Raw genomic sequence first — 22,779 nt, forward strand, 5'->3', positions numbered from 1 at the left:
GGGTATGGAGGCGCTCGATCTAGGCGCCGTCCGGCGCGCCCGCAACCGGAAGTGCCGATGGCCGCCACCGTCTTCGTTCTCAACGGCCCCAACCTCAACCTGCTCGGCACGCGCGAGCCGGACATCTATGGCGCCGACACGCTCGACGACATCGCCGGCATGCTGGAGGATCGCGCGCGCGAACTGGACCTGGAGATCGACCTTCGCCAGTCGAACCATGAGGGGCATCTGGTCGACTGGCTGCACGAGGCGCAGGCGGTCGGCGCACGGGCCGTGCTGCTCAACGCCGCCGCGTTTACCCACACGTCGGTGGCGCTGCTCGACGCGATCAAGGCGATCCGGACGCCGGTGATCGAGGTCCACCTGTCCAATCCGCACACGCGCGAAGGCTTTCGCCACAAGAGCTTTGTGGGGATGGCCGCGCACGGCACGATCGCGGGCTTCGGCCCGACCTCCTACCTCCTCGCGCTTGAAGCCGCCGCACGGCTGGCCTAAAGCGCCGCCTTTTGATTGGGAAGCACTAGTCGCATGGCCGAAGAGAGCGAAGACAAGCGCCACATGCGTGTCGATATCGAACTGGTCCGGCAGCTCGCCGGCGTCCTCGACGAGACGCAACTGACCGAGATCGAGGTCGAGGATGGCGAGCGCCGCGTCCGCGTCGCGCGTGAAGTCACGGTGGCGCCGATGATGCACGCCGCGCCCGCCTATGCCCCGGCGATCGCCCACGCGCCGCAGCCGGCGGCGTCCGCGCCCGCCGTGGCGGAGACCGGCGCCTCGGCTCCGGCCGCCGCCGCCACTGCGGTCAAGTCGCCGATGGTCGGCACCGCCTATCTCGCCGCGGAGCCCGGCGCCAAGCCCTTTGCCGGCGTCGGCCAGACCGTGGCCGCGGGCGACACGCTCCTTATCATCGAGGCGATGAAGGTCATGAACCCGATCGTCGCCCCCGCCGCGGGCACGGTGACGCAGGTGCTCGTCGAGAACGGCCAGCCCGTCGAGTTCGACCAGCCGCTGATCGTCGTCAGCTGAAATGCCGCAGATCAAAAAGCTCCTGATCGCCAATCGCGGCGAGATCGCGCTACGCATCCACCGCGCGTGCCATGAGATGGGGATCAAGACGGTCGCGGTGCACTCGACCGCCGATGCCGACGCGATGCATGTGCGCCTCGCGGACGAGGCGATCTGCATCGGCCCGCCGCCGGCGGGCGAAAGCTATCTCAACATCCCCAACATCATCTCGGCCGCCGAAATCTCGGGCGCCGACGCGATCCATCCCGGCTATGGCTTCCTCAGCGAGAACGCCAAGTTCGCCGAGATCGTCGAGCTCCACAACATCCTGTTCGTGGGGCCCAAGCCCGAGCACATCCGCGTGATGGGCGACAAGGTCGAGGCCAAGCGCACCGCCGGCGCGCTCGGCCTGCCGCTCGTCCCCGGCTCCGACGGGGCCGTCTCGGATGTCGAAGAGGCGCGCCGCATCGCCGAGGCGATCGGCTATCCCGTCATCATCAAGGCGGCGAGCGGCGGCGGCGGGCGCGGCATGAAGGTCTGCAATTCGCCCGACCAGCTCGAGACGCTGATGCAGCAGGCGGGCAGCGAGGCGAAGGCCGCGTTCGGCGACGCCACCGTCTATATCGAGAAATATCTCGGCAACCCGCGCCACATCGAGTTCCAGGTGTTCGGCGACGGCAACGGCAATGCCATCCACCTGGGCGAGCGCGACTGCTCCCTCCAGCGCCGCCACCAGAAGGTGCTGGAAGAGGCCCCCTCTCCCGTCCTGTCCGCCGAGGACCGCGAGCGGATGGGCAGCATCGTCGCCAAGGCGATGGCCGACATGGGCTATCGCGGCGCGGGCACGATCGAGTTCCTGTGGGAAAACGGCGAGTTCTACTTCATCGAGATGAACACCCGGCTTCAGGTCGAGCATCCGGTAACCGAGATGATCACCGGCGTCGACCTGGTCCGCGAGCAGATCCGCGTCGCCGAGGGGCACGGCCTGTCGGTGGCCCAGGAAGACATCCGCTTCACCGGCCACGCGATCGAATGCCGCATCAATGCCGAGGATCCGCGCAGCTTCGCGCCCTCGCCGGGCACCGTCAGCTATTTTCACGCGCCGGGCGGCATGCACGTCCGCGTCGATAGCGGGCTGTACGCGGGCTATCGCATCCCGCCCTATTACGATTCGATGATCGCCAAGCTGATCGTCTATGGCCGCACGCGCGAAGGCTGCCTCATGCGCCTCCGTCGCGCGCTCGAGGAGTTCGTGGTCGAGGGCGTTAAGACAACGATCCCGCTCCACCAGTCGCTCCTCGACGATCCCGAGTTCCAGGAAGGCGCCTACACGATCAAGTGGCTGGAGGAATGGCTCGCGCGGGAGGGGTGATCGTCGGCTACGGCGATGACGGCACGCGCAGTCTTTTGACCGGCGCTAGTTCCGCGGAGGTGAGGTTCGCGCGCAGCCAACGCGCGAACTCCCACCACACGCTGACATAGGTCGCCAGGAACCAGACGGACCAGATCCCGGCGGCAAAGTACAAAGCCGTTCGTTCCTGCTCGACGCCGCCGTGAATGCGGATTGCGGCGAAGATGAGCGGTGCCAAGATGGTCGGCAGCCAGAACAGCAATCGCGTATCGATGCGGTAACGCACCTCCACCTGTCGATCATGGTGTGTGACGATCAGGCTGCCGGCGCCGGTGCTGTCAAGCATCCAGCCATTGCCCTCCGGGCGGGGACGGTCGTCATTGCCCTTCGTCACCGGATAAAACCGCAGCGTCGTTCCGACGACTTCGATGCTGTCGACCGTTTGAGCGTGCAGCGCCTCGGCGAGGCGCTGCACCGGATCGAGACCGGGCGGCAATGCGTCGATATCCAGCGTCACTCGACCGTCGATGCTGAACGGAATCGACATAGCGGGTGTCTAACTCGCGAGGGCAAAACAAAGCGGTACGACGAAACGCCGTGAGCGCCGACGCCGCTCATCATCGTTCGTGCTGAGCGTGTCGAAGCACTGCCCTTCTTCCTTCCGCTTAAAAAAGCAGCCCTTCGAGAAGCTTCGGGCAACGTTGCTTGCGTCTGATCGCCCTCACGCCCGCGGCATCATTCCCTCGATCCGCGTGATCCGCTCCGCCTCGCCCGCGTTCTGCGTGCGCGCGTCCGCCAGCAGGGTTTCCAGCTTTGGATAGGGCGGCTTGCCCTCGCTCGCGCGGTCGATCGCCAGACGCTCGATATCGGCAAGCGCCCCCGCCGAGCCGCTCCGCAGCGTGTCGAGCTCGGCAAGCGCCACCTGCGCCGCGATCCAGGGCTCGCTGCCCGCCGCCGCCCCCCTGGCGCGCGCGGCGAGCCGCTCCGCCTCGTCGGCCTTGGCGGTGAAGGACATTCCCGCCCGCGCCAGCGCACCACGCTGACGATCGATCTCGACCTCCAGCGCGGGATCGTTCTGCGCGACGGGCGGCGGCGCGGGCGTCGGATCCGCGAAGCCGCGCTTCTCGATCGGCCGCGGCAGGAGCGAGGGATAACCATCGTCGCGCGGAGCCGCGCACGCAGCCGGCACCAGGGCGATCGCAAGGGGGAGAAGAAGCCGCATCACGCCCCAACGCCTATCCCTCCGTTTTTTTGCACGCAACGGGTTGCGCGGTCCGCGAACGCCGTTTAGAGGCCCCCTCCTACCGCGCGCCCGTAGCTCAGCTGGATAGAGCATCAGACTACGAATCTGAGGGTCGGACGTTCGAATCGTTCCGGGCGCGCCAGTTTTTCCAAGACATCGACGATGCGGCAGGTGCGGGTTTCCGCCCCTTCGCCAATCCGCGTCCGCCTCGCTATAGAGCCCTCCTTTCGCGGTCGCTTCCATGTCGGGAGCCTGTGACCTGCCGCCCGGAGGACCATCGATGCCACGCCTTCTCGCTCTTGCCGCGCTGCCGCTTCTGGGCGCGGCGCAGCCGTCCGATCCCATGTCGCCGGCGGCCTTGTCGGCCGATGTGAAGGTGCTGGCCAGCGACGCCTTTGGCGGTCGTGCGCCGGGCACGCCTGGCGAGGACAAGACGGTCGCGTGGTTGATCGAGCAGTTCAAGGCGGCGGGGCTCCAGCCCGGCGGACCGGACGGCAGCTGGACTCAGGCCGTGCCGCTGGTCCGCACGCAGCTCGGCAAGGGTGCCGTCAGCGCCAACGGCACCACCTGGACGCAGGGCAAGGAGGTCTATCTGTCGACCGTCCGCCCGCTTCAGCGCGCGGCGGTCAAGGACGCACCGATGGTGTTCGTCGGCTATGGCGTCAGCGCGCCCGAGCGCGGCTGGGACGATTTCAAGGGCGTCGACCTCAAGGGCAAGGTCGCCGTCTTCCTCGTCAACGATCCCGATTTCGAGGCGGTGGCGGGCGACGATGCCAAGGGCAAGTTCGGCGACCGGCGCATGACCTATTACGGTCGCTGGACCTACAAGTTCGAGGAGGCGGCGCGGCGCGGCGCGGTGGCGGCTTTGATCGTCCACGACACGCCGGGCGCGGGCTATGGCTGGGCGACGGTCAACGCACCGGCGGGCGAAAACTACGACGTCGCCGGCCCGCCCGCCGCCCGCGTGACGCTTCAGGGCTGGATCGAGGGTGAGGCGGCGACGCGGCTGTTCGCGGCCTCCGGCCTCGACCTAGCGCAGCAGCGCAAGCTCGCGCGCCGGTCCGATTTCCGGCCGGTGACGCTGAAGGGCGCGGGCTTCTCCGCCGACCTGCCCGTCAGCTTCACGCGCGCCGAGAGCCGCAACGTCCTCGCCAAGCTGCCCGGCCGCACCCGCCCGGACGAGGTGGTGATGTACGGCGCGCACTGGGACGCCTACGGCGAAGGCGCACCCGACGCACAGGGCCGCCGCATCCGCCCCGGCGCCAATGACGACGCGCTCGGCACCGCCGGCGTCCTCGCAATCGCCCGCGCCGCCGCCAGGGCGAAGCCCGCCGCCCGCACGCAGGTCTTCGCGCTCTGGACAGGCGAGGAGCGCGGCCTGCTCGGGTCCGAGACCTATGCCGCCAACCCCGTCTATCCTGCGGCGAAGACGGTGGCCAACCTGACGCTCGACATCCTCCAGACCGCCGGTCCCGCGCGCGACGTGCTGCTGGTCGGCGCCGGCCAGAACGCGCTGGAGGACTCGCTGGCGGCCGCCGCACGGGCTCAGGGCCGCACGGTGACGCCGGAAGCGCTGCCGGAGCGCGGCCTGTTCTACCGCGCCGATCACTTTTCGCTCGCGCGTCGCGGCGTGCCGACGCTCCTCCTGATGGCGATCAGCGGCGCACCCGACCTGGTCCAGGGCGGGCGTGCGGCGGGCGAGGCGTGGCTGGAAAGCTATATGCGCTGCTATCACCAGACCTGTGACGCCTGGTCGGCCGACTGGGATCTGCGCGGCGCGGCGGCGGATGTCGAGCTGGTGCGCCGGATCGGTTTCGACCTGGCGAACGGGACCGCCTGGCCGCAGTGGCGCGCGGGATCGGAGTTCAAGGCCGTCCGCGAGCAGACCGCGGCCCAGCGGCGCTGAGCCTCAGTCGCGGGGCGGCTTGGCCTCTGGCTGGTCGCCCTGCGCCCCCTCCCCGCGCGCCTGCGCCTTGCGGCGGCGAAGATTGGTGCGCAGCGCCTCGGCCAGGCGCTTCTTGCGGTCGTCGGCAGTTTCCATGGCGTCGTCCGTAGATCGTCGCGGGCCGGGTTGACAATCGTCGGGGCGCCACTCATAGGCCCGGCCCTGTCCGCTTCCGAGCGGACCCGGTGCTGCCGTAGCTCAGTGGTAGAGCGCATCCTTGGTAAGGCTGAGGTCGTGAGTTCAATCCTCACCGGCAGCACCATTTTTCCCTTTAAAATCAACGACTTGCCACCTCGACGCCCTCGGGCATTTTTGTCGTTTTCGAATTCGGAAGCGCATCGGAAGCAATCGGAAACGTACGCCCGGCAAGCAGGCGGGCGAATGACGCCCGTCTCGAGCCTGTATGGGCACTTGAGTAGGGGCGCGATGAGGGCCTGAGCCTGCCGAACGCAGATGAATTTTAGAAGCCGTGGGCATGCGCCAGTCCTTTGGTGCGTGAAAAGACGAGGCCCTGATCTCCCGTTGCCCGTCGGCCGCTCCCCACCTCGAAGCGCTTTCACAATGACGAAAGCGATCACCGCTCGAGATCACGGTCACGCCGTTCATGCCATGTACGCCAAGCGACCGCAGCCGACCGCTAGCTGGTCCTGGGCAATGATGATCCGGGCAGTTCGCGATTGCGGCGTGCGTGTGCCCTTTCATCTATGTTCCTCACCGCCGATTTTTCGTATACTTGTAAGGCGGTTGGCGCATCTGCCTACGCAATCGCTCGACCGACTCCCTTGAGAAGTTGTTCGGACATGAGCCCGTTCAGGGGCGTTTCGTCGGAGTTGCGGATTGAGGACCGCGGCCGGCGGACGGTCGGGGTGATCATGCCTCGTTTGCGAGTCGCCGAACAGTTCGTCGAGAATGCGCGATCCGCGCCGGCGCAAAAGGACTTGTACGACGCTCTGATCCGATGCTGTTCGGACATGGGCGTACGATATTTCGCGCTTACTCATCACATTGATTTCGGCAGGGAAGCCGGGCCGGCGATCAGACTTCACAACTATCCGCCGAGCTGGGAATCGTGGTTCGACGACAATGGACTTGGCCGCACAGACCCGATTCATCGCGCCTGCAATTTAGCAAGCGTTGGTTTTGCCTGGTCAGCGGTCCCCGCGATGATCAAGCTGACGCCTGACGACAAAATCGTACTCGATCGCGCCTACCAGATCGGGATCGGTGAAGGGTTTACAATTCCGGCAAGCGTTCCGGGCGAAGCGCTGGGCTCCTGTTCGTTTGCGGTCGAAGCCGGACTTCCCTTCCCGCAAGAGTTGCAGTTCGTCTGTCAGTTAATCGGTGCCTTTGCGTTTGAAGCGGCGCGGCGCATCTCGGGGTCGCGCCGGATCCTCCCCGATCCGATCCTCACTGACAGGCAACGCGACTGCGTGCTCTGGGCGGCCCGCGGCAAGACCGACTGGGAAATTTCGGTCATTCTAGGCATCGGCCATGAAACCGTGATCCAGCACCTCAAGCACGCGCGCGAGCGCTACAACGTCCAGAAGCGCGCGCTCCTGGCGGTACGCGCGTTGTTCGACGGATTGATCAGCTTCTCCGACATTCTCAAACACTGAGGCACCCCCATTTCTTGGGATATCGCGCTTAGGCGCTGATTTGGATGCTTGGCCCCTCATCATTTCGAAGGGTCGGCATCCATGGTTCTTCTGGTTGATTCCACTGCTGACAGCGTGCCCGACGGGGTGTTCCGCTCGATGCTTGCTGCGAGGAAGCGAGTATTTATCGACCTGCTCAGATGGGACCTTCCGGTGCTAGACGGGTGCTATGAGGTCGACCAGTTCGACGACGCTCACGCCCGCTATCTCATCATCACCGATACGGATCAGGCGCATCTGGCATCGGCGCGGCTACTCCCAACCACCCGACCGCATATTCTCGACACGCTTTTCCCGAGGCTATGTCGCGGAGCGATCCCTCGCGGTCCGCAAGTTTGGGAAATCACTCGGTTTTGCCTTAGCCGGGAGTTGCGATCAGCAGGGCGGCGGCAGGCGCGCAACCAGCTCGTCTCCGCGTTGGCGGCACACGCGCTTCAGACGGGAATTAAAACCTACACCGGCGTCGCAGAGATGGCGTGGCTGCAGCAGATCTTGAACTTCGGCTGGCAATGCCGCGCGCTTGGCGAACCTTTGCCAAGCGGCGCTGCACAGCTCGGCGCGCTAGAGATCACGATCACGCCGGAGACGCCGGCAGCTTTGGCCGCTGGCGGCGTGTGGTCGCCTATCCCACGCCATGAGCTCCCGGCGCGCCGCGCCGCAAACGGTTGAGGTCCGACATGACCCAGAATTCCAAAACGATGCCTGCTGATTTCGAGGTCGCGCTGGAACTACTGACAACCGAGGGGTGGTGCGTCATCCCCAACGCCCTGCCGCGCGCGACGATCGATGCGCTCGCTGCCGACCTTGCGCCGATCTACGAGGCAACGCCCTTCTGCCAGGGCGACTTCTACGGTGCGCATACCAAGCGGTTCGGAAGCCTGCTCAGGCGCTCACCGCATGCCGCCGCGCTCGCTCGGCATGCGGTGATTTTCTCGGTGGCCGAAGCGATCCTGTCTCCCTGGTGTGATACGCTTCAGCTCAATCTGATGCAGGCGATCGCGCTCCATCCGGGCGCGCCCGCGCAATTTCCGCACCGCGACCAAGACATGTGGGAGGGGGTCAAGGGCGAGGTCGAGTATCTGGTCAATGTCATGTGGCCGCTGACGCCGTTCACGGTCGAAAATGGCGGGACGATCCTCTATCCGCGCAGTCATGGCCGCGAAGCGCTAAGTAACTCGGCACTCGAGAATCCGATCGTCGCCGAATATGGTCCCGGGGACGCGTTTCTATTCCTGGGATCGACGCTCCATGGGGCCGGTGCCAACCGCAGCGACGAGGTACGAAAGGCGGTCGTGGTGAGCTACTGCCTCGGCTGGCTCAAACCCTATGAAAACCAGTGGCTGGCCTATCCGCCAGCAATCGCGCGCGGCTTCGATCCTGACCTTGCCGCATTGGTGGGATACCGCCAGCACCGCCCCAATCTTGGCAACTACGAGGGCGTATGCCCCTCGCTTCTTCTTACCGGCAATCTCCCGGTCCATATCGGCGCGGTGGACGCGCTGCGACCGGACCAGGCTGCTGCCGTCGCCGGCCACCGCGTCAGCCAGGAGGCATCGACGTGAGTCCGGTTCAGGCGATGGAGCGAAGCTATTCTGCATTGAAGCAGATGCTGCGTGAAGGGCGGTTTGCACCGGGCGCCCGCCTCGAAGCCAACCGCATCGCTGATGAGCTAGGCGTCAGCATGACGCCGGTACGCGATGTCCTGCACCGCCTCGTTGGGGAACGCCTGGTAGCCGCCAGCACCGGCGAGGGGTTTTATGTCCCCCGATTTACCGAGGCCGGTCTGAGGGACCTGTATGAGTGGCATTCGACGCTGACGCTGCTCGCCGTGCGCACAGCGTGTCGAGCACCGGAACCCATCGCCGAAAGTCCGGATGCGAGCGACAGGTCGCAGGCAGACCGCACCGCCCGCCTGTTCGAAGCGATCGCTGCGACAGCCCCCAACCGCGAGATCGGCACAGCGATCGCGAATGCAGGCGATCGCCTCCATTCTTTTCGCTTGCTGGAGGCGGCGGTGCTCGAGCCGATGCTGGGCGAACTCGATGTCCTGTCGATCTTCGACGCGAGCCTGCCTTCGGCCGTGCGGCGATATCATCTGCGACGCATGAAAGCGGCGCCAGGGCTGGTCGCCCGTCGGGGGATCTGACGCCTAGAATATAATCCGAGTATAAACTTCTTATAGCGCTGCGCTGGCTCGAACATGGTCCGGCCGCATTCCGCGGCACGGAGAATGACCATGGACCACGAAGCCAATGAACTCGTCGAGCTGATCGATCTGGGCGCCGCCAGCGTCGAGACGCAGGGCGCCGACGAACGGCTGATCGACACGCTGGGCAAGCAGCCCGCAATGGGCCTTTCGGACGACTGACGACACAAAGCCGGTCCGGCTTCGGCCGGGCCGGTAAGGTCGGCGCAGCGACACCAACGCCGGTGATTATAATCGCATTATAAACTTCTTATAGCGCCCGACCCATCCGAACCTTGTCCTGTCGCATTCCGCGACACGGAGAGAAACCATGGACCGCGAACCCACCGAAACCGTCGACCTGATCGATCTGGGTGCCGCCAGCGTCGAGACGCAGGGCGGCGACCAGGAAGTCATCGACTTCTCGGGTCAGCAGCCGAAGCTCGGGCTTTCGGACGACTGACCCGCAGACGCCGGTCTGGCCGCATACCGGACCGGCGTCATGGTTCGAGAGGAAAGGCGAAAAATGGTCTGGCGCATCCTGCCGCACGCGACCTGCTGTCGCGCAACCGACAAGCTGTTCCTGCTCGACCTGAGACAGGATCGCTACTTCTGCGTCCCCGAGAAGCTGGCGGCGACCATGCTCGCCTGGCTTGAGTGCGGCTTCTCATGCGCCCCGCCGAAAGCGGTGAACCTGCTCCTCGAACGCTCGCGAACGCTGCGCACAGGTGATCCCGAGGCGACCAATGCGCTTCGCGAGCATATCGCGATCCCGGAGCATATCGACGAGCTTGCCCGTGCTCGAGCGGCAACATCTGCATCGGGCCTCGCGACGGGCGCTATTGCATCACGAGCGGTGGCAATAAGCGTTACGGGGTATAGGAAACGCCAGATCGCCGGGTTCCCTCTCGATTGAAGCAATGTGAGATGACGCCGCCCCAACCGTGAGACGAAGATTTGCTGTTCGCATTGCGATTAGCCGCGATCGTTGCGGTATATTTCGCAGCGCTGCTGATGGGCTAGAGGCGGAGCGGCTCTCACCGCCCCGCCGCTAGTCGTCAGTTCGCCTTTGTCGGCGCTGAGTCGACAGGCACCACAGCCGCCGGAGCAAGCGCCATCGTCGCGGCCTGAGCCGCTGGCGTAAACGCGATGTCCTCGTTTACGAAGCCCTTCGTGATCGCGCCTACCGGGATGACCGCGCTCGTGCCCGTCATGAAGAAGCCGGCCGGGAGGAACACCACCGCCGAAACTGCGACGGCACCGCCGCCCGCGGCGACACCCTTGTCATCAAGATCGCCAGACAGGCGGATTTGTCGGCCATTAGCAGTCAGCGAAACAGCCCGCGCCTTGATGTAGCCGGACTTGCCCCACATACCCTTGTTCCGGACCTCGGTCACTTCGCCAACCGCAGGTGCGCCTGCGGGGATAACAATGTGGCCGTTCACGATCACCGCTTCCGACACTTCCATGTTGAATCGGTGCCCGACCTTCAGGTTTTTGCCCTTGGTTGTGAGCATTTCAAGCACGCGCAGAGGGACAGGCGTACCCGTTCGGACGATGTTTTCTGTCTGACCGGTTACCATCGGCGCGCTTGCGTCGACCGCGGTCGGTGTGCCTTCCTGGGCCATCGCGGGCGCACAGAAGAACGAAGCCGCGCCAAGCGCAGCGAGAAAACGCATTTTCATATAACCCCCCGGTTATTGGCGAGAATCGCCGCGCGGGATCAGGGGGTAAGTGCGCGGGATTGTCAACGAACCTTGATGCGGTGTTGCGTCGATACCGGACATGCTGCTCAGCCCGCGTCATCAGGAGCCGTCACGGTATGTAACCGCTACCGCATGACTGCCAACCGAGCCTTGTCAGTTGGACTGGCCGAACGGAGCGACGGCGTTGCACGCGACCAGTTAAGGAGGCGCTCCGCCAAAGCAGCCAGCAGCCTCTAGGGCATCACTGGCTTCGCGGCTGCGGCTGAAAACGTCCCCATGACGCTGATGCAAAATAGCGTGAGGCCCAGCTGATCCTGCACCTGCACCTCTAGCTCAGCATCAAGGATCGAGACCTTGCGCGAGCGCATCAAATCGCCGGTGTACTGTCGGGCCATCGTCTCAGCCGCTCTGAGGTCCACAAGCTCGATCGAGCTTTCGGCATGGTGTTCGCCGTTCTCATAAACGCAGAAGCGGTACATAGGCATTGCGCGCTAACGCTAACCGAACCGGCAATCTCCATTGCATAACAAAGATCAGCAACTTCGCTCAATCACATAGCTGAGAACGCTGCCGCCCGGAGGCCATCAGTCGGTGCATACGCGACCGGGCAATCCATGTTGTAGCACGCTCACGCAGCCCATTTGAGCATGAGCCTGCCAAGTTCCCACCGTGCGGGGCTGCTCTCCACGAACCCGCACGTAACTTTCAGGCAGCGTGCATTCGCCGATGCAATCTGACCTGGCGCGGCAAACCTCACCTGCGTCGGCGAAATTCTGTGAACAGAACAAGCGCTGTCCGCCTGGGCCATATGGTCGAAGAACTCCCCCGGTTGCGGCACAGGCTGCTCGGCGTTCAGCCGAGGCGTCTGATTGAGTCGCCGTTGCCAAAGAAGCGATCGCTCCGCTTGCGGCCACGCCGATGCCGCAAAATATGGTCCACCTCATGCGGTCACGATAACAAGCGGCTGAGTGTCTGCAACGCCGGAAAGATTACGTCGGCCGTTCCGGCCGCTGATCCAGCGCATCCAACCGGCTGGCGATCTCTAACCACCTCGCTACGCCATCATCGTCACCGGCGAGCGCGAGAGCAGTGATCCGCTCGGCGACATGATCCGCCGCTTTGTCACCGTGCTGGCGCTCTACCATAAGCGCTTCAGCCCAGCGTTCTTCATCGGGGGTCATAGCCACGGTGACAGCAGCGCCGCGACCGAAATCACCACCACGATCCCGAACTCAATGTAGACCGCCCGGCGCCTCAGATCTGACCACGCGCGCGCAATACCGCCGCGAACTGCTCCCGGGTATTGCCAGCCGCCCCGTCGTGAAGCTCCTGCACCATCTCGTCGGTCATGAGAGCGCATGCCTGGTACAAGTCGGCGACTTCCTTCGGCAGACCGTCTGGGGCCCGCGTGGGCGCGTCGTCGTTCGCTGCGGTCATGCATGACGTGTTATGGCGGATCAACGTTGTCGATCAAGACACGTATTGCCCAGGTGCGACGCCTGTTTCAGCAGCGATGCCGCCGCCAATACCGCGCCCACTTCAGCACGGTTCCGGTCTTCACCATCGCGCACGATAGGTCGCCTACGCGCGGCGACGTGCACCAAGCTGCAGTCCTCTTCCCGCGTCCGCTTCCGTCCGATCTGCACGACAGCATCGGCCCGGTGACAAGGATGTGCCCTTCGCGGGATCGACCAACTCGGCGGCCAACCAGCCGCACAAGGGCGTCGCGTGCGGCTTCGGCGCTGGCAGATGGGCACGGCTGTTTCGATCGGCACGTTCCATCCCCCTCGCGCGCCGCGATCCCAGATAGTCGGATTCGCGGCCCCTCAGCGCACCAAAGCGGCCCATCGCCATCCCAAACCCGGATCGGCGTGCAGGTGAAAGTCGTGCCGGAAGGTACGACATCGGCGGCCAAGGCGGCGAAGAAGAAGATCATCGTGTTTTGTAGCTTTGAATCGGCAAGTCGCCATCCGAACCCGATGCCCCGATGATTTAAAACCGCTCATCGTGGCAATGGCCTTGCCGGCCACTGTATCCCCCTGCCCTCGCTACGAACAAAGGGGTCAATCGCTCACTCGACGTATGGCACTGCGGTGCGTGTGGTTGCGCAACCCATCGGACACCGACAGGCACAGAATATCCTTGTATGGGCGTCGACTTGAGGATGCTTGATCCTGAAGTCTGAAGCGACTGACCCGACGAGCTGTCGATGGAGCTAATTGCGAGCGCTTTTACTAATTCTGAGCTAATTACCCATCGTTGCGTTTATTAGCAGCTGGCTTAGCGATCTGACACCGTTCCGGTCGCAAATATAACCGTCGTAACGACAATTGATCAGAAACTCAGAGCCGCTCGCACGAACACCGAGCGGCCGTTGAAGCCATACGGCGCGATGGCGTTGTAAGGCTGCGTGCCGGCATTGTCGGCGCCGTTTGTCCCCGCCGCGACACTCGCGACGGTGGAGGCGATGTTCTCGTCGGGATAGACATCGAACAGGTTCTGCGCGCCGGCGCTCAGGCGCAGTGCACGCGTCGCCTGCCAGCCTAGTTCGATATCGGTGATGATGTCAGCGCCGAAGGTCTGCACGATGTCGGCGTTTCCCGCCGCTCCCACCGGCACGAGCCGTACATCGTATCCGGGTGTCAGCGCTGCGATCTGCGCCGGGGTGCGATTGGTCAGCGCGACCGTGGAAACCTCGCCATAGCGCGTGTTCGTCACCGATAACGTGAAGGGTCCACGGGTGTAGTTGAGGTCGAGCACCACCTTGTCGCGCGGCAGGCTGTCGGAGAAGCGAAGCTGCTGCGTGAGGTCGAACAGCGGCGTCGCGATGCCGATTGCAGCGAGCGGCGCCGGCGTTCCGGCGATCCGGTCGAAGCGCGTCTTGTTGTAATTGCCCGCCAGCGTGCCGGAAAAGCTGCTGCCGTCGCCGAAGCGATGCCGGTAATGCATGACCAGATCGACACCCTCGGTCGTCGTGTCGACCGCGTTGGTGAGATATGAGATCGCCCCAAACCCTGCCTGCCCGTTGGCGGCGAGGAAGTTCGTCAACCGCGCATCCTGGAAGGTCGAAGAGATGGCAATGCGGTCATCCAGGTCGATGCGATAGGCGTCGAGCGTCGCAGTAAAGCCGCTCCGCTCGAAGGTGAGCCCCGCTGACAGGTTCCGCGACCGCTCGGGCTTGAGGTCGGTCGCACCCGCCAGCCGCGCCGCGGGACTATCCACAGCGGCCACTCGAACGATCGCTTGCTGCCCGTTGAGGATGAGGGTGTTGGACGCATTGTAGCCCGACTGCGCGAGTGCCGGTGCGCGGAACGCGGTGTTGTAGGAAGCGCGCGCCGCCAGGCCGCCGAACAGCTTCAATCGAGCGGCGGCCTTGTAGTTGGTGGTGTCGCCGAAATCGGAATAATGCTCGTGCCGGATCGCTCCCTGGAGGAGCAGGCGATCGAACAACTCCTTCTGGAGCTCGCCATAGACCGCGACGCTAGCACGCGAGAGTGAGGCGCGATCGTCCGGCCCCGAACTCGGTCCCGGCTGCGCGCCGATTGGCGCCGCCGTTCCGGCAGCCGGTCCGTCGAGGATCGGCACGCCGCCGCTTCGGAAACCGTCGATATCACCAGGGAACAGGCGATACGTCTCCTCGCGATACTCGGCCCCGAACGCCAGGTTCAGCGGCGCGCCATCGCCGACATCGATCTGGCGTGTCAGGTCGAGATTGTTCGTCCACTGATAGAAATCCGAACCCAGCCGATAGAAGCGTCGCGGTGACTCGCGGCCAAGCGAGACGTTGACGCTGTTGTCGTAGAACAGGTCTTGCGTGCTGACGCCGTAGACGCTCGACACGTCCCACCCGAAGCCGACAATGTCGTCGCCGCGCAGACCGATCGCCGCCGACAGGTTCTCGACCCGCGAGTCCAGCTGGGGGCGATAGCCGTCGGGATAAAAAGCGCGCAGCGTCTCGTTCTGTCCCGCGCGGCGGAAGAAATACTCGATGTCGCCGTCCAGTCGATTGTATCCGCCAAATGCATAGGCCTCGACGTCGTCGGACGCGGGTGCGGCGAAGTTGAAGAAGATTTGCTTGTTGGTGCTCGGCTGGTCACCGAAGCGGAAGACGCGGCGATCGATTGTCGCTTCGCGCGGGTCGAGCGTGCCGTTCGACGGCGTCAGGCCCACGCCCGAGCCGTAATTGCCGGAGATGGCGACCGGGCGGCCGGCGGCGTTCGTGCCGAAATATTGCTGCCGGGTATCGGGGCGGGACCGGTCTGTGCCGTTGCGGTCTTGGATCGAGGCGGTGAGGCGAAAGACGCCCCCCTCGGCCACCGCGATCCCCGATGACACGCTTGCTTCCCAGAACTCCCCGTCACCTTTGGTCGTCGTCCCCGCTGTGACCTGTGCCCGCGTGCCGACTGATCGGTCGAGGATCAGGTTGATGACGCCCGAGATCGCGTCCGAGCCATATTGCGCGGAAGCACCATCTCGCAGCACCTCTGCGCGCGCCAACGCGAAGGACGGAATGGCGTTGAAGTCGACCGAGATGTCACCACGGCCGATGCCGTTGCTCGAATTGAGATCCGACGAGGTATGCCGCCGCTTACCGTTGACGAGAACCAGCACCTCGCCCGGTCCGAGCCCTCGAAGCGACGGCGGGACGAGATAGTCGCCGACCCCTGATCCCAGTGGGCGCGGCGAGTTGAAGCTGGGCACTTCGACCTTGAGCATCTGGATAAGGTCGACGCGGCCACTTTGCTGGAGCTGCTCGCGGCCGATTGAATCTACAGGCGCAGGGGAGTCGGTGGTCGTTCGCCCGCCGAAGCGATCACCAGTGACGACGATTGACGCGCCCGCTTCGTCACCGGAGGCTTCGGCCTCCTGCGCTGCAACGGGCATGGGTAGTGAAAGCAGCGCGGCGGCCGCGATCGAGCAGGCGAATTGCACGGAGGACCCCTTCAAGTGAGTTATGTTATCTTGTAACATACCTGTGCCGAGCCCCTGCTGCTCGGTCAAGACGGGATCGAGGCTTGCAGAGTAGAAGAAGCTTTATCGGCGCCGGAGCCGCGCTTTCGGTGACGCCCGCGGTGCCAGCCGCGGCGCGGCGCGGTGACTTTGTCGATCGCTACGACGTCGATCGTAGTCTCATCAACCTGGACGCAGCTTACTATGGCGCGATGACGCGAACCGTCGCGGCGCAGTATCGCGCACACGGCAAATGGGTGAACCGCGAGAATGCCTTGTTTCTGCGCAGCGCCCTTCCCGGTCCTGATCGCGACGCGCGGTTGCAGCCCGCGACCGACGCCGTCGCCGCGTTGATCGGCGCCGCGCCGGAGGATGTGGCCTTGTGCGCTGGGGGGACCGAGGCGCTTTATGCACTGATCGCGAACTACCGCCCGCTTCGGGCGGGTGATGCCGCAATCATGGCGGACATCGACTATGACGAGATGCAGCACGCAATGCGCTGGCTGACGCTCAACCGCGGGGCGAGGCTCGTCACCTTCGCCCTTCCCGAGCCGCATACGACCGCAAACCTGCTCGCTGCCTATGAGCGGGTATTGCGCGACACGCCGCGCGCCAAGCTGCTGTTGCTCACGCACTTGTCCAATCGCAACGGCGTCGTTGTGCCGGTGCGAGAGATTGCCGCGATGGCGAAAGCGCGCGGCGTCGACGTCATCCTGGACGCGGCGCAGTCGGTCGGACAGCTGCCGGTGAGCGTCGACGAACTCGGCATCGATTTCATGGGCTTCAGCCTCCACAAATGGGTGGCTGCGCCGCTTGGCACCGGCGCGCTCTATATCCGCCGCTCACGGCTTGACGCGATCGAGCCGTGGTTCGGCAACGCGATCCGCGATCCGTCCGATGTGCGCGCTCGGGCACCCACCGGCACGGTCGACTATGCCGCCCGCCTGACGATCCCCGATGCAATCGCCGAACACCGGAGCGCAGGCACCGCCAAGCTCGCCCGGCTCAACGCCATGCGATGGCGCTGGACCCAGGCGATCCGCGAGATGCGAGGCGTCGAGATCGTGCATCCGGCGGAGATCGATCGCGTGGCGGCGATTGGTGCCTTCCGCCTGCCCGGCCAGCGCAGTTGGGAGCAGGCGCAGGCAGCGCAACGCCGCTTCGTCGAGCGACATCGCATCCTCGTCGTTGCCAAACGCGGCCTTGCATCGGGTCCGGTGCTGCGCGTGACGCCCAGCCTGTTCAACACCGACGAAGAACTCGATCGCTTCGCTGCCGCCGTCGCGGCGGAACGTCACCTGTTCCCCTGAACCCGTCGCATCAATTGACAGCGTTTTCAGCAGCATCGCAGAACTCGGCTGACTCACGCTCTGAGATCCTGCCAGCTTCCGCCATGGCTTGGCGCTTGTCCGAAACGACGCGGGCATAAGATCGAGGAGAACCATTCACGATGGCGTGCAGCCTTCCTCCTTTAGCGCCACTTCTTCGCGATCGCGTGCTTCTCACCCGCCTCGTCGAGCGGCTGGTCGCCCATCATATCCTGTGCCTCGGCCAGCAGGGCGGCATCGGCCGAACCGGCCTGACGATAGGTCCCGGCCTCGACCCGGCCCGACGCGGTCCGGCGCAACGTCCAGGCATCGCCTTCGCGGCAGGCGATGCCGTCGGTCGCGCTGCCGGCAAAGACCCGGCAGTATCGGCCGTCCTGTCCCTTGAAGCTCGCCAGCATCCGCACGCCGCCGATCGCGCCGTCGCCGCCCGCCTGCGTATCCAGCGCGCGAGCAAGCGTCCCGGCTGCAACGAGACCGCCGGGGCTGGCACCGACCGGGCCATTCGGCGTACTGCCGCGGCCGATCAGCAGCCCCATGACCAGACTTGCCGCCACGGCACCGGCCCATGCGGCCGGAAACCGGCGCCGCGCGCGGCCGGGGAAATCGACGACGTTGGACCGGAGCGGCTCGGAAAGACGCGGCGGCACCGGCGCTTGGGCGATCGGCGCGAAGGCAGCGTTCAGCCTGGTTCGGAGCGCGCGATGCGCCTCGACCTTGGCGGCGAGCTCGGGATCGGCGGCGATCGCGCGCTCGACGCGGCGCGCGGTCAGCGCATCGCATTCGCCATCGGCATAGGCCATCAGCGTTTCGCGGTCGATCGTCATGCCGCTTCTCCCAGCTTCGCCATCAATGCCGTCCGTCCGCGGACAAGCCGCGAGGTCAGCGTTCCCATCGGTATGTCGAGCACAGCGGCAGCCTCCTTGTAGGCGAGACCCTCGACGAGCACGAGCGCCACCGCTTCGCGCTGCTCGTCCGGCAGCGTCGCCATCGCACGCCCGACCAGATCGAGCTCGACCCGTGCCTCGATCGCGCGGTCGCCGGCGTCACCAATCGCAGCGCCCGCCTCCTCCGCAACGAAGGTTTGCTCGGCGCGGCGGCGCGACCGGGTCGTGTCGATCCAGGCATTGCGCATGATCCGGTACATCCAGCTGTCCATTCGTGTACCCGGCACGAAACTGGCGCGCGAGACGAGCGCCCGCTCGACCGCGACCTGGGTCAGATCGTCGGCATCCGCGCCGTCGCGGGCCAGTGCGTGCGCAAAGCGGCGTAGGCGCGGCAGCGAAGCCGTCAGGTCGCGCTCGAAGCTCAACGGGGTTCCTCGGTCGGGTTCGTGGATGAAACGAATGGGGTTGCGCGTTTCATCCCTTGATAGCGAATTCATGCGCATCAAGAAGGATCGGGATGAAGCGACACCTCGTCACTCTCGCGATGATCGCGGCTACGCCGGCAAGCGCGCAGCTGGTGCCGTCCCTGCCGCCGCGGATCGGCGCACTGCCGGAACGGCTGCTGAACACGGTCGACGGCGTTGTGGAGACTGCACCGAAGGCGCTGGAAACCGCCCGGCTCGACCGGATCGCCGCCCTGCTCCGTTCGAGCGGCGGGCGCGTCGTGCGCGACGATCGCGGTGATGCGGCCCGCGCGGGCGAGGTCGTGCTGACCGACCCCAACGACGCGGCGATCGATGCGCTCGAGCGGGACGGCTTCCGGACGATCGAGCGTACCGAGATCGAAGGGCTGGGTGTCGGCTATGCCCGCCTTGCAATCCCGGCGGGCATCCGATTGGACCATGCTCTCGCGCGGGCGCGGCTTCGGTCGCCAATTGTGACCGCGGATGTCATTCACTTCAGGAGCGGCGACCTCGAGGCCGTCAGCGCGGCGATTGCAACCGCGGGCCTCGTCCAGAGCGGCCCCGTCGTCGGCATGATCGATGGCGGGGTGTCCGGCGGCGCCGTCCGGCAACAAGGTTTTGCGACGGGCGCGCCGCGGCCGAGCGACCACGGCTCCGCGATCGCCTGGCTGATCGGCCGCGGCGCGCCGGGCGCACGCGTGGTGGCCGCCGACGTCTATGGTAGCGATCCGGCGGGCGGCGGCGCGGTGGCGATCGCGCGTGCGATCGGCTGGCTGGCAAGGGCGGATGTCGGCATCGTCTCCATTAGCCTCGTCGGGCCGCCCAATCCCCTGCTGTCGCGCGTGATCGCCGCGGCACAGGCGCGCGGCATGACGATCGTGGCCGCGGTCGGCAACGATGGGCCCGCCGCGCCGCCCGCCTATCCCGCTTCCTATCCCGGCGTCGTCGCGGTGACAGGCGTGGATGCGCGCGGGCGCGTCCTGATCGAGGCCGGACGTGCCAGCCACCTCGACTATGCCGCGCCCGGTGCCGGGTTCGCTGCCCCGGATGCAAAGGGACGCATGGAGGTTGTTCGCGGAACGTCATTCGCCGCGCCGCTGGTCGCCGCGCGCCTTGCCGCGGTGGGACGCGGGCAGGTCGATGGCGAGGCGGTGGCCGGGCGCCGCTATGGCCGGGGTCTCGTCTGCGGACGTTGCGTGCAGCGGCGCTGAAGAAAAGCCTCAGGGTCGGGATTAAACCCCGACGCGGCGCCGTTCTCCTTTCAGATCTGAGAGGAGATACGACATGCGTTCCATCCTGTTCACGACCGCTGCGCTGGTGCTGACGATTGCGGCCACGCCTGCTTCTGCGCAGTTGCTCGGCGGCGGCGGCGGCGGTCTTGGCGGGAGCGTTGGCGGTTCGCTCGGCGGCACGCTCCGCTCGCCGGGTACGATGACCGAAAGCACCCTTCGCCGCACCGGCAGCACCGACGTTCGCACCGATCGCCAGGTCGACCGCCGCAGCGGCCGGGTCCGCGCCAATGGCAACGCCTCACGTGAGGGCGGCATGCTCCTCAACGGCCGCTCGCCGATTGGCGGGGGCAGCGTCGACGCGCGCGGGTCCGGCAGCGCCGCGGGCGGCGTCGATGCCGACCTGATCGGCACCGACGCCGTTCGCTCGGCCGCGGCAGGCACTGCCCGCGAAGCACGCGGCCTTGCGGCTCGCGGGCGGGACACGGTGGCCGGCGCTCGAAAAGCGGTGGGCGAGCCGACCGGCAATGCTGCAAGCGACGCTATGGTATCCACCACGGGCAGCGCTGGCGCTGGCAACGGCACTTTGGCGCTTGCGGGCAGTGCGGCGGCAGCGGGCGCGGGCAGCTTCGACGTGCAGCCGGGCATGACCGTCGTTGACACCAAGGGGCGCGTGCTCGGCACCGTACGCGATCTGCGTAGCGAAGCTGACGGCCGCGTCCGTGAGGTTCTGGTCAGGGTAGGAGATCGCGTCGCGACGCTGCCGGCAGCGAACTTCTCCGGCGAAGGCAGCGTCCTCGTCTCGGCCATGAAGCGCGGCGACGTGAAGCGCGAGGCGACCGACTGATCGACATTCGGATCGGCTGGCACAGCCCGGTCGGTCCGGACGTCGCCCCATGCTCATGTGAATCGCCAGCGTTCAATTGCCGCCATAACAGTCACATCGCTGATCCGTTAACTACCGGCGCTTGTCTAAGAGCGAGCCAGATCCGCCGCCGCGGGGCTCGCGATCATCATTGATGGCAGTTTGATAAAGCGACGATCGGACTGAGCGCTAAGCCGCTGTAAGCCACGCTCTTTGCCGCTGCCAACTCGGCTCGATGATCCGGTCCAGCGTCAGCGCCTTTGCGTCCAGATCGAGCGGCTGACGTCCGGCGAAGATCGCCTCGACAAGCTGCGGCGATAAGAACGCGAGCCGCACCACCCGCGTCATCCGTGGTAAGTGCCCCCTTCTCGCGCCGCGAGTGTGGTATTGTCAAACTTACCCGCGCGCAGCTCGGTCCACCAGTGGCGCGCCTGGATAAGGGGGCTGGTCAGCGAGGCACTCGGCGGCTGCGTGGGCTGCTGACCGCCCTGGATGAGCCGCACTGCCCTGCCCCGCCGCGCCACCTCAGCATCGATGACGTGGGTGATCGTATCCACCGCATCGGGATGTCGGCCGACGTTGAGCAGGGTCGCTAGACCTTGGCTGTCGAGGGTGATGACGATCTCCCCCGTTCGCTGCGCCGGGCGCACCAGCGGAGGAGCGATGCACGACGGAAGCAGGTGAAACGGCACTGCAACTAGGGGGCGGAAAAAGGAATGGCATTTCGAACCCACCATAAGGCGCTGCAGTTCAGATGCACGGATCGGTCAAGCTGATCGGTGCGGTCAGATCTGATGATCCTTCGGATCGAAGCCAATGATTCTACATTGTAAAACGGAACGGATACGTCTTCAGTGAGGGAGACGTTATGCTTGTTGAAGATCCGCCATTGTCCCACACCCGGGTCGCAGAACGATCTGCGGTCGAGGCCGCAACTTTCCTGGCCGAAGTGGCGGAGGCCGGGATGCCTGTCGTGCTGCGCGGGCAGGTGCGTGATTGGCCGGCGATTGCGGCCGGCATGGAAGGCGACCGATCCATGGCAAGCTACCTTGCCGGCTTTGGTACGGGCCAGCCTCTCGATGTAATGATCGCGGCGCCCCAAGAAGAGGGTCGATTTTTCTACAATGATGATTTGACCGGCTTCAACTTCCATCGTCAGCCGGTTGCGCTGCACCAGCTATTGCACGAGCTAGTCCGATTTTCGGAAGAAAACGTAGCGGCACCCCATGCGCTTTACGCTGGGTCTGCAGCCGCGCCGGCACACTTGCCTGGATGGCAGAGTGAAAACCCCCTCAATCTGCCGACGAGTGGGGCGCCAGCGCGGCTATGGATTGGCAACGCGACGAGGATCGCAACGCACTACGACGAGTCGGATAATCTGGCCTGCGCGGTCTATGGCCGCCGCCGATTTACCCTGTTCCCGCCTGATCAAATCGGCAATCTCTATGTCGGCCCGCTTGATCAAACGATCGCCGGTCCGCCCTCTAGCCTAGTCGATCCGGATGCTCCCGATCTTGCTCGCTTTCCCCGTTTCGCTGAGGCTGCCCGGCACGCACAAATCGCCGATCTTGAGCCGGGTGATGCACTTTTCATTCCTGCGCTCTGGTGGCACCACGTCCGCGCCTTCGATCGGTTGAACGTCTTGGTGAACTATTGGTGGGGACAACCCGACGCAGGTTCGCCGTTTCCCGCGCTTATACATGCGATGATGAGTGTTCGAGACCTCCCCCCGGCAGCTAAAGCCGCGTGGCGCGTTTGGTTCGACCACTACGTCTTTGCCGACGATGCAGCGGCGGTCGCAGCGCATTTGCCGGCGAGCGCGCACGGGGTTTTGGCGTCCGCCAACCCTGCACGAACCGAGCGGATTCGAGGCTTCCTTCTACGCATGCTGGGCAATGCAGCGCCGCGCTAAGTTCCGTGAGTGGATAGAATTTTAGGCTGAGCTCGATTGTAAGGAACGCCGTTGACG

At 65.3% G+C, this 22,779-nt stretch carries 28 protein-coding genes and 2 tRNA genes; 17 read left to right on the forward strand and 13 right to left on the reverse strand.

The genetic code is table 11. From position 1 onward, the window contains the following. Positions 1-57: 57 nt before the first annotated feature. From aroQ to accC, 3 genes are read left to right on the forward strand one after another with little or no spacing between them, the layout of a single operon-like run. A complete protein-coding gene (gene aroQ / locus RS883_RS13695) occupies positions 58-495 on the forward strand; it encodes a type II 3-dehydroquinate dehydratase (RefSeq protein ID WP_315760741.1) in 438 nt (145 codons plus the stop codon). A gap of 33 nt (positions 496-528) precedes the next feature. Continuing rightward, positions 529-1,026: an acetyl-CoA carboxylase biotin carboxyl carrier protein gene (gene accB / locus RS883_RS13700; RefSeq protein ID WP_315760742.1), complete on the forward strand. Its 498-nt coding sequence runs from the start codon at positions 529-531 to the stop codon at positions 1,024-1,026. 1 nt (position 1,027) lies between these two features. Then, positions 1,028-2,377 (forward strand): acetyl-CoA carboxylase biotin carboxylase subunit, encoded by a 1,350-nt coding sequence (accC, locus tag RS883_RS13705; RefSeq protein ID WP_315760743.1) that lies wholly within the window; start codon positions 1,028-1,030, stop codon positions 2,375-2,377. Between the two features lie 7 nt (positions 2,378-2,384). Here the strand turns inward: accC and RS883_RS13710 are convergent, their stop codons facing one another. Continuing rightward, positions 2,385-2,903, reverse strand: coding sequence for a hypothetical protein (locus tag RS883_RS13710; protein WP_315760744.1), 519 nt, complete (start codon positions 2,901-2,903; stop codon positions 2,385-2,387). Positions 2,904-3,077: 174 nt separating this feature from the next. After that, on the reverse strand, positions 3,078-3,581 hold the full coding sequence (locus RS883_RS13715; RefSeq protein ID WP_315760745.1) for a hypothetical protein: 504 nt from the start codon (positions 3,579-3,581) through the stop codon (positions 3,078-3,080). An 83-nt stretch (positions 3,582-3,664) separates the two neighbouring features. Here RS883_RS13715 and RS883_RS13720 point away from each other — a divergent pair. After that, a tRNA-Arg gene (locus tag RS883_RS13720) sits at positions 3,665-3,741 on the forward strand. A gap of 138 nt (positions 3,742-3,879) precedes the next feature. Then, positions 3,880-5,505, forward strand: coding sequence for a M28 family peptidase (locus RS883_RS13725; protein WP_315760746.1), 1,626 nt, complete (start codon positions 3,880-3,882; stop codon positions 5,503-5,505). Between the two features lie 3 nt (positions 5,506-5,508). On the opposite strand, the gene RS883_RS13730 is transcribed toward RS883_RS13725, so the two are convergent. Next, entirely contained in the window at positions 5,509-5,640 is a 132-nt protein-coding gene (locus RS883_RS13730; RefSeq protein ID WP_315760747.1) for a hypothetical protein, read from the reverse strand. A gap of 91 nt (positions 5,641-5,731) precedes the next feature. Here RS883_RS13730 and RS883_RS13735 point away from each other — a divergent pair. The 8 genes from RS883_RS13735 to RS883_RS13770 all read left to right on the forward strand — a co-directional run bounded on the left by RS883_RS13735 (position 5,732) and on the right by RS883_RS13770 (position 10,300). Further along, positions 5,732-5,806: transfer RNA gene (locus tag RS883_RS13735), tRNA-Thr, on the forward strand. Positions 5,807-6,344: 538 nt separating this feature from the next. Next, positions 6,345-7,160, forward strand: coding sequence for a LuxR family transcriptional regulator (locus RS883_RS13740; protein WP_315760748.1), 816 nt, complete (start codon positions 6,345-6,347; stop codon positions 7,158-7,160). Positions 7,161-7,241: 81 nt separating this feature from the next. Then, a complete protein-coding gene (locus RS883_RS13745) occupies positions 7,242-7,868 on the forward strand; it encodes an acyl-homoserine-lactone synthase (RefSeq protein ID WP_315760749.1) in 627 nt (208 codons plus the stop codon). Positions 7,869-7,897: 29 nt separating this feature from the next. Further along, entirely contained in the window at positions 7,898-8,761 is an 864-nt protein-coding gene (locus RS883_RS13750; protein WP_315760750.1) for a phytanoyl-CoA dioxygenase family protein, read from the forward strand. Next, positions 8,758-9,345: a GntR family transcriptional regulator gene (locus RS883_RS13755; protein ID WP_315760751.1), complete on the forward strand. Its 588-nt coding sequence runs from the start codon at positions 8,758-8,760 to the stop codon at positions 9,343-9,345. The genes RS883_RS13750 and RS883_RS13755 overlap by 4 nt, the downstream gene beginning before the upstream one ends. Positions 9,346-9,435: 90 nt before the next feature. Further along, positions 9,436-9,567, forward strand: a complete 132-nt coding sequence (locus tag RS883_RS13760) for a benenodin family lasso peptide (protein ID WP_315760752.1) — start codon at positions 9,436-9,438, stop codon at positions 9,565-9,567. A gap of 148 nt (positions 9,568-9,715) precedes the next feature. Next, a complete protein-coding gene (locus RS883_RS13765) occupies positions 9,716-9,847 on the forward strand; it encodes a benenodin family lasso peptide (RefSeq protein ID WP_315760753.1) in 132 nt (43 codons plus the stop codon). A gap of 63 nt (positions 9,848-9,910) precedes the next feature. Then, positions 9,911-10,300: a hypothetical protein gene (locus RS883_RS13770; RefSeq protein WP_315760754.1), complete on the forward strand. Its 390-nt coding sequence runs from the start codon at positions 9,911-9,913 to the stop codon at positions 10,298-10,300. Positions 10,301-10,442: 142 nt separating this feature from the next. On the opposite strand, the gene RS883_RS13775 is transcribed toward RS883_RS13770, so the two are convergent. From RS883_RS13775 to RS883_RS13800, 6 genes are all read right to left on the reverse strand, one after another. Beyond that, positions 10,443-11,069, reverse strand: coding sequence for a hypothetical protein (locus tag RS883_RS13775; RefSeq protein ID WP_315760755.1), 627 nt, complete (start codon positions 11,067-11,069; stop codon positions 10,443-10,445). Positions 11,070-11,323: 254 nt separating this feature from the next. Continuing rightward, on the reverse strand, positions 11,324-11,569 hold the full coding sequence (locus tag RS883_RS13780; protein ID WP_315760756.1) for a DUF6894 family protein: 246 nt from the start codon (positions 11,567-11,569) through the stop codon (positions 11,324-11,326). Between the two features lie 510 nt (positions 11,570-12,079). Further along, the gene (locus tag RS883_RS13785; RefSeq protein WP_315760757.1) at positions 12,080-12,271 is read right to left on the reverse strand and encodes a DUF6961 family protein; all 192 of its coding nucleotides are present in this window, start codon (positions 12,269-12,271) and stop codon (positions 12,080-12,082) included. Positions 12,272-12,344: 73 nt separating this feature from the next. After that, positions 12,345-12,527 carry a hypothetical protein gene (locus tag RS883_RS13790; protein WP_315760758.1) on the reverse strand — a complete coding sequence of 61 codons (183 nt, stop codon included), beginning with the start codon at positions 12,525-12,527 and terminating at the stop codon, positions 12,345-12,347. 67 nt (positions 12,528-12,594) lie between these two features. Continuing rightward, positions 12,595-13,023: a thermonuclease family protein gene (locus RS883_RS13795; RefSeq protein ID WP_409977418.1), complete on the reverse strand. Its 429-nt coding sequence runs from the start codon at positions 13,021-13,023 to the stop codon at positions 12,595-12,597. Positions 13,024-13,424: 401 nt separating this feature from the next. Then, positions 13,425-16,022 carry a TonB-dependent receptor plug domain-containing protein gene (locus tag RS883_RS13800; protein WP_315760760.1) on the reverse strand — a complete coding sequence of 866 codons (2,598 nt, stop codon included), beginning with the start codon at positions 16,020-16,022 and terminating at the stop codon, positions 13,425-13,427. Here RS883_RS13800 and RS883_RS13805 point away from each other — a divergent pair. Continuing rightward, the gene (locus RS883_RS13805; protein WP_315760761.1) at positions 15,980-17,350 is read left to right on the forward strand and encodes an aminotransferase class V-fold PLP-dependent enzyme; all 1,371 of its coding nucleotides are present in this window, start codon (positions 15,980-15,982) and stop codon (positions 17,348-17,350) included. The two genes, RS883_RS13800 and RS883_RS13805, sit on opposite strands and share 43 nt — an antisense overlap. A gap of 161 nt (positions 17,351-17,511) precedes the next feature. On the opposite strand, the gene RS883_RS13810 is transcribed toward RS883_RS13805, so the two are convergent. Both RS883_RS13810 and RS883_RS13815 read right to left on the reverse strand, forming a co-directional pair. Continuing rightward, complete coding sequence (locus RS883_RS13810; protein ID WP_315760762.1) at positions 17,512-18,192, reverse strand: anti-sigma factor; 681 nt, start codon at positions 18,190-18,192, stop codon at positions 17,512-17,514. Further along, positions 18,189-18,677, reverse strand: coding sequence for a sigma-70 family RNA polymerase sigma factor (locus RS883_RS13815; protein ID WP_315760763.1), 489 nt, complete (start codon positions 18,675-18,677; stop codon positions 18,189-18,191). Before RS883_RS13815 ends, RS883_RS13810 begins: the two co-directional genes overlap by 4 nt. A 92-nt stretch (positions 18,678-18,769) precedes the next feature. Between RS883_RS13815 and RS883_RS13820 the strand changes: the two genes are divergently transcribed. Beyond that, entirely contained in the window at positions 18,770-19,927 is a 1,158-nt protein-coding gene (locus RS883_RS13820) for a S8 family serine peptidase (RefSeq protein WP_315760764.1), read from the forward strand. Positions 19,928-20,000: 73 nt separating this feature from the next. Next, a complete protein-coding gene (locus RS883_RS13825; protein ID WP_315760765.1) occupies positions 20,001-20,792 on the forward strand; it encodes a PRC-barrel domain-containing protein in 792 nt (263 codons plus the stop codon). 207 nt (positions 20,793-20,999) lie between these two features. Here RS883_RS13825 and RS883_RS13830 read toward each other — a convergent pair whose 3' ends face one another. Both RS883_RS13830 and RS883_RS13835 read right to left on the reverse strand, forming a co-directional pair. Further along, positions 21,000-21,158 (reverse strand): hypothetical protein, encoded by a 159-nt coding sequence (locus tag RS883_RS13830; protein ID WP_315760766.1) that lies wholly within the window; start codon positions 21,156-21,158, stop codon positions 21,000-21,002. Then, a complete protein-coding gene (locus RS883_RS13835; protein ID WP_315760767.1) occupies positions 21,155-21,460 on the reverse strand; it encodes a hypothetical protein in 306 nt (101 codons plus the stop codon). The genes RS883_RS13830 and RS883_RS13835 overlap by 4 nt, the downstream gene beginning before the upstream one ends. A 218-nt stretch (positions 21,461-21,678) precedes the next feature. On the opposite strand from RS883_RS13835, the gene RS883_RS13840 reads away from it, so the two are divergent. Then, entirely contained in the window at positions 21,679-22,722 is a 1,044-nt protein-coding gene (locus RS883_RS13840; RefSeq protein ID WP_315760768.1) for a cupin-like domain-containing protein, read from the forward strand. Positions 22,723-22,779: the final 57 nt, after the last annotated feature.

It is taken from the genome of Sphingomonas sp. Y38-1Y (assembly GCF_032391395.1).
Lineage (GTDB): Bacteria > Pseudomonadota > Alphaproteobacteria > Sphingomonadales > Sphingomonadaceae > Sphingomonas.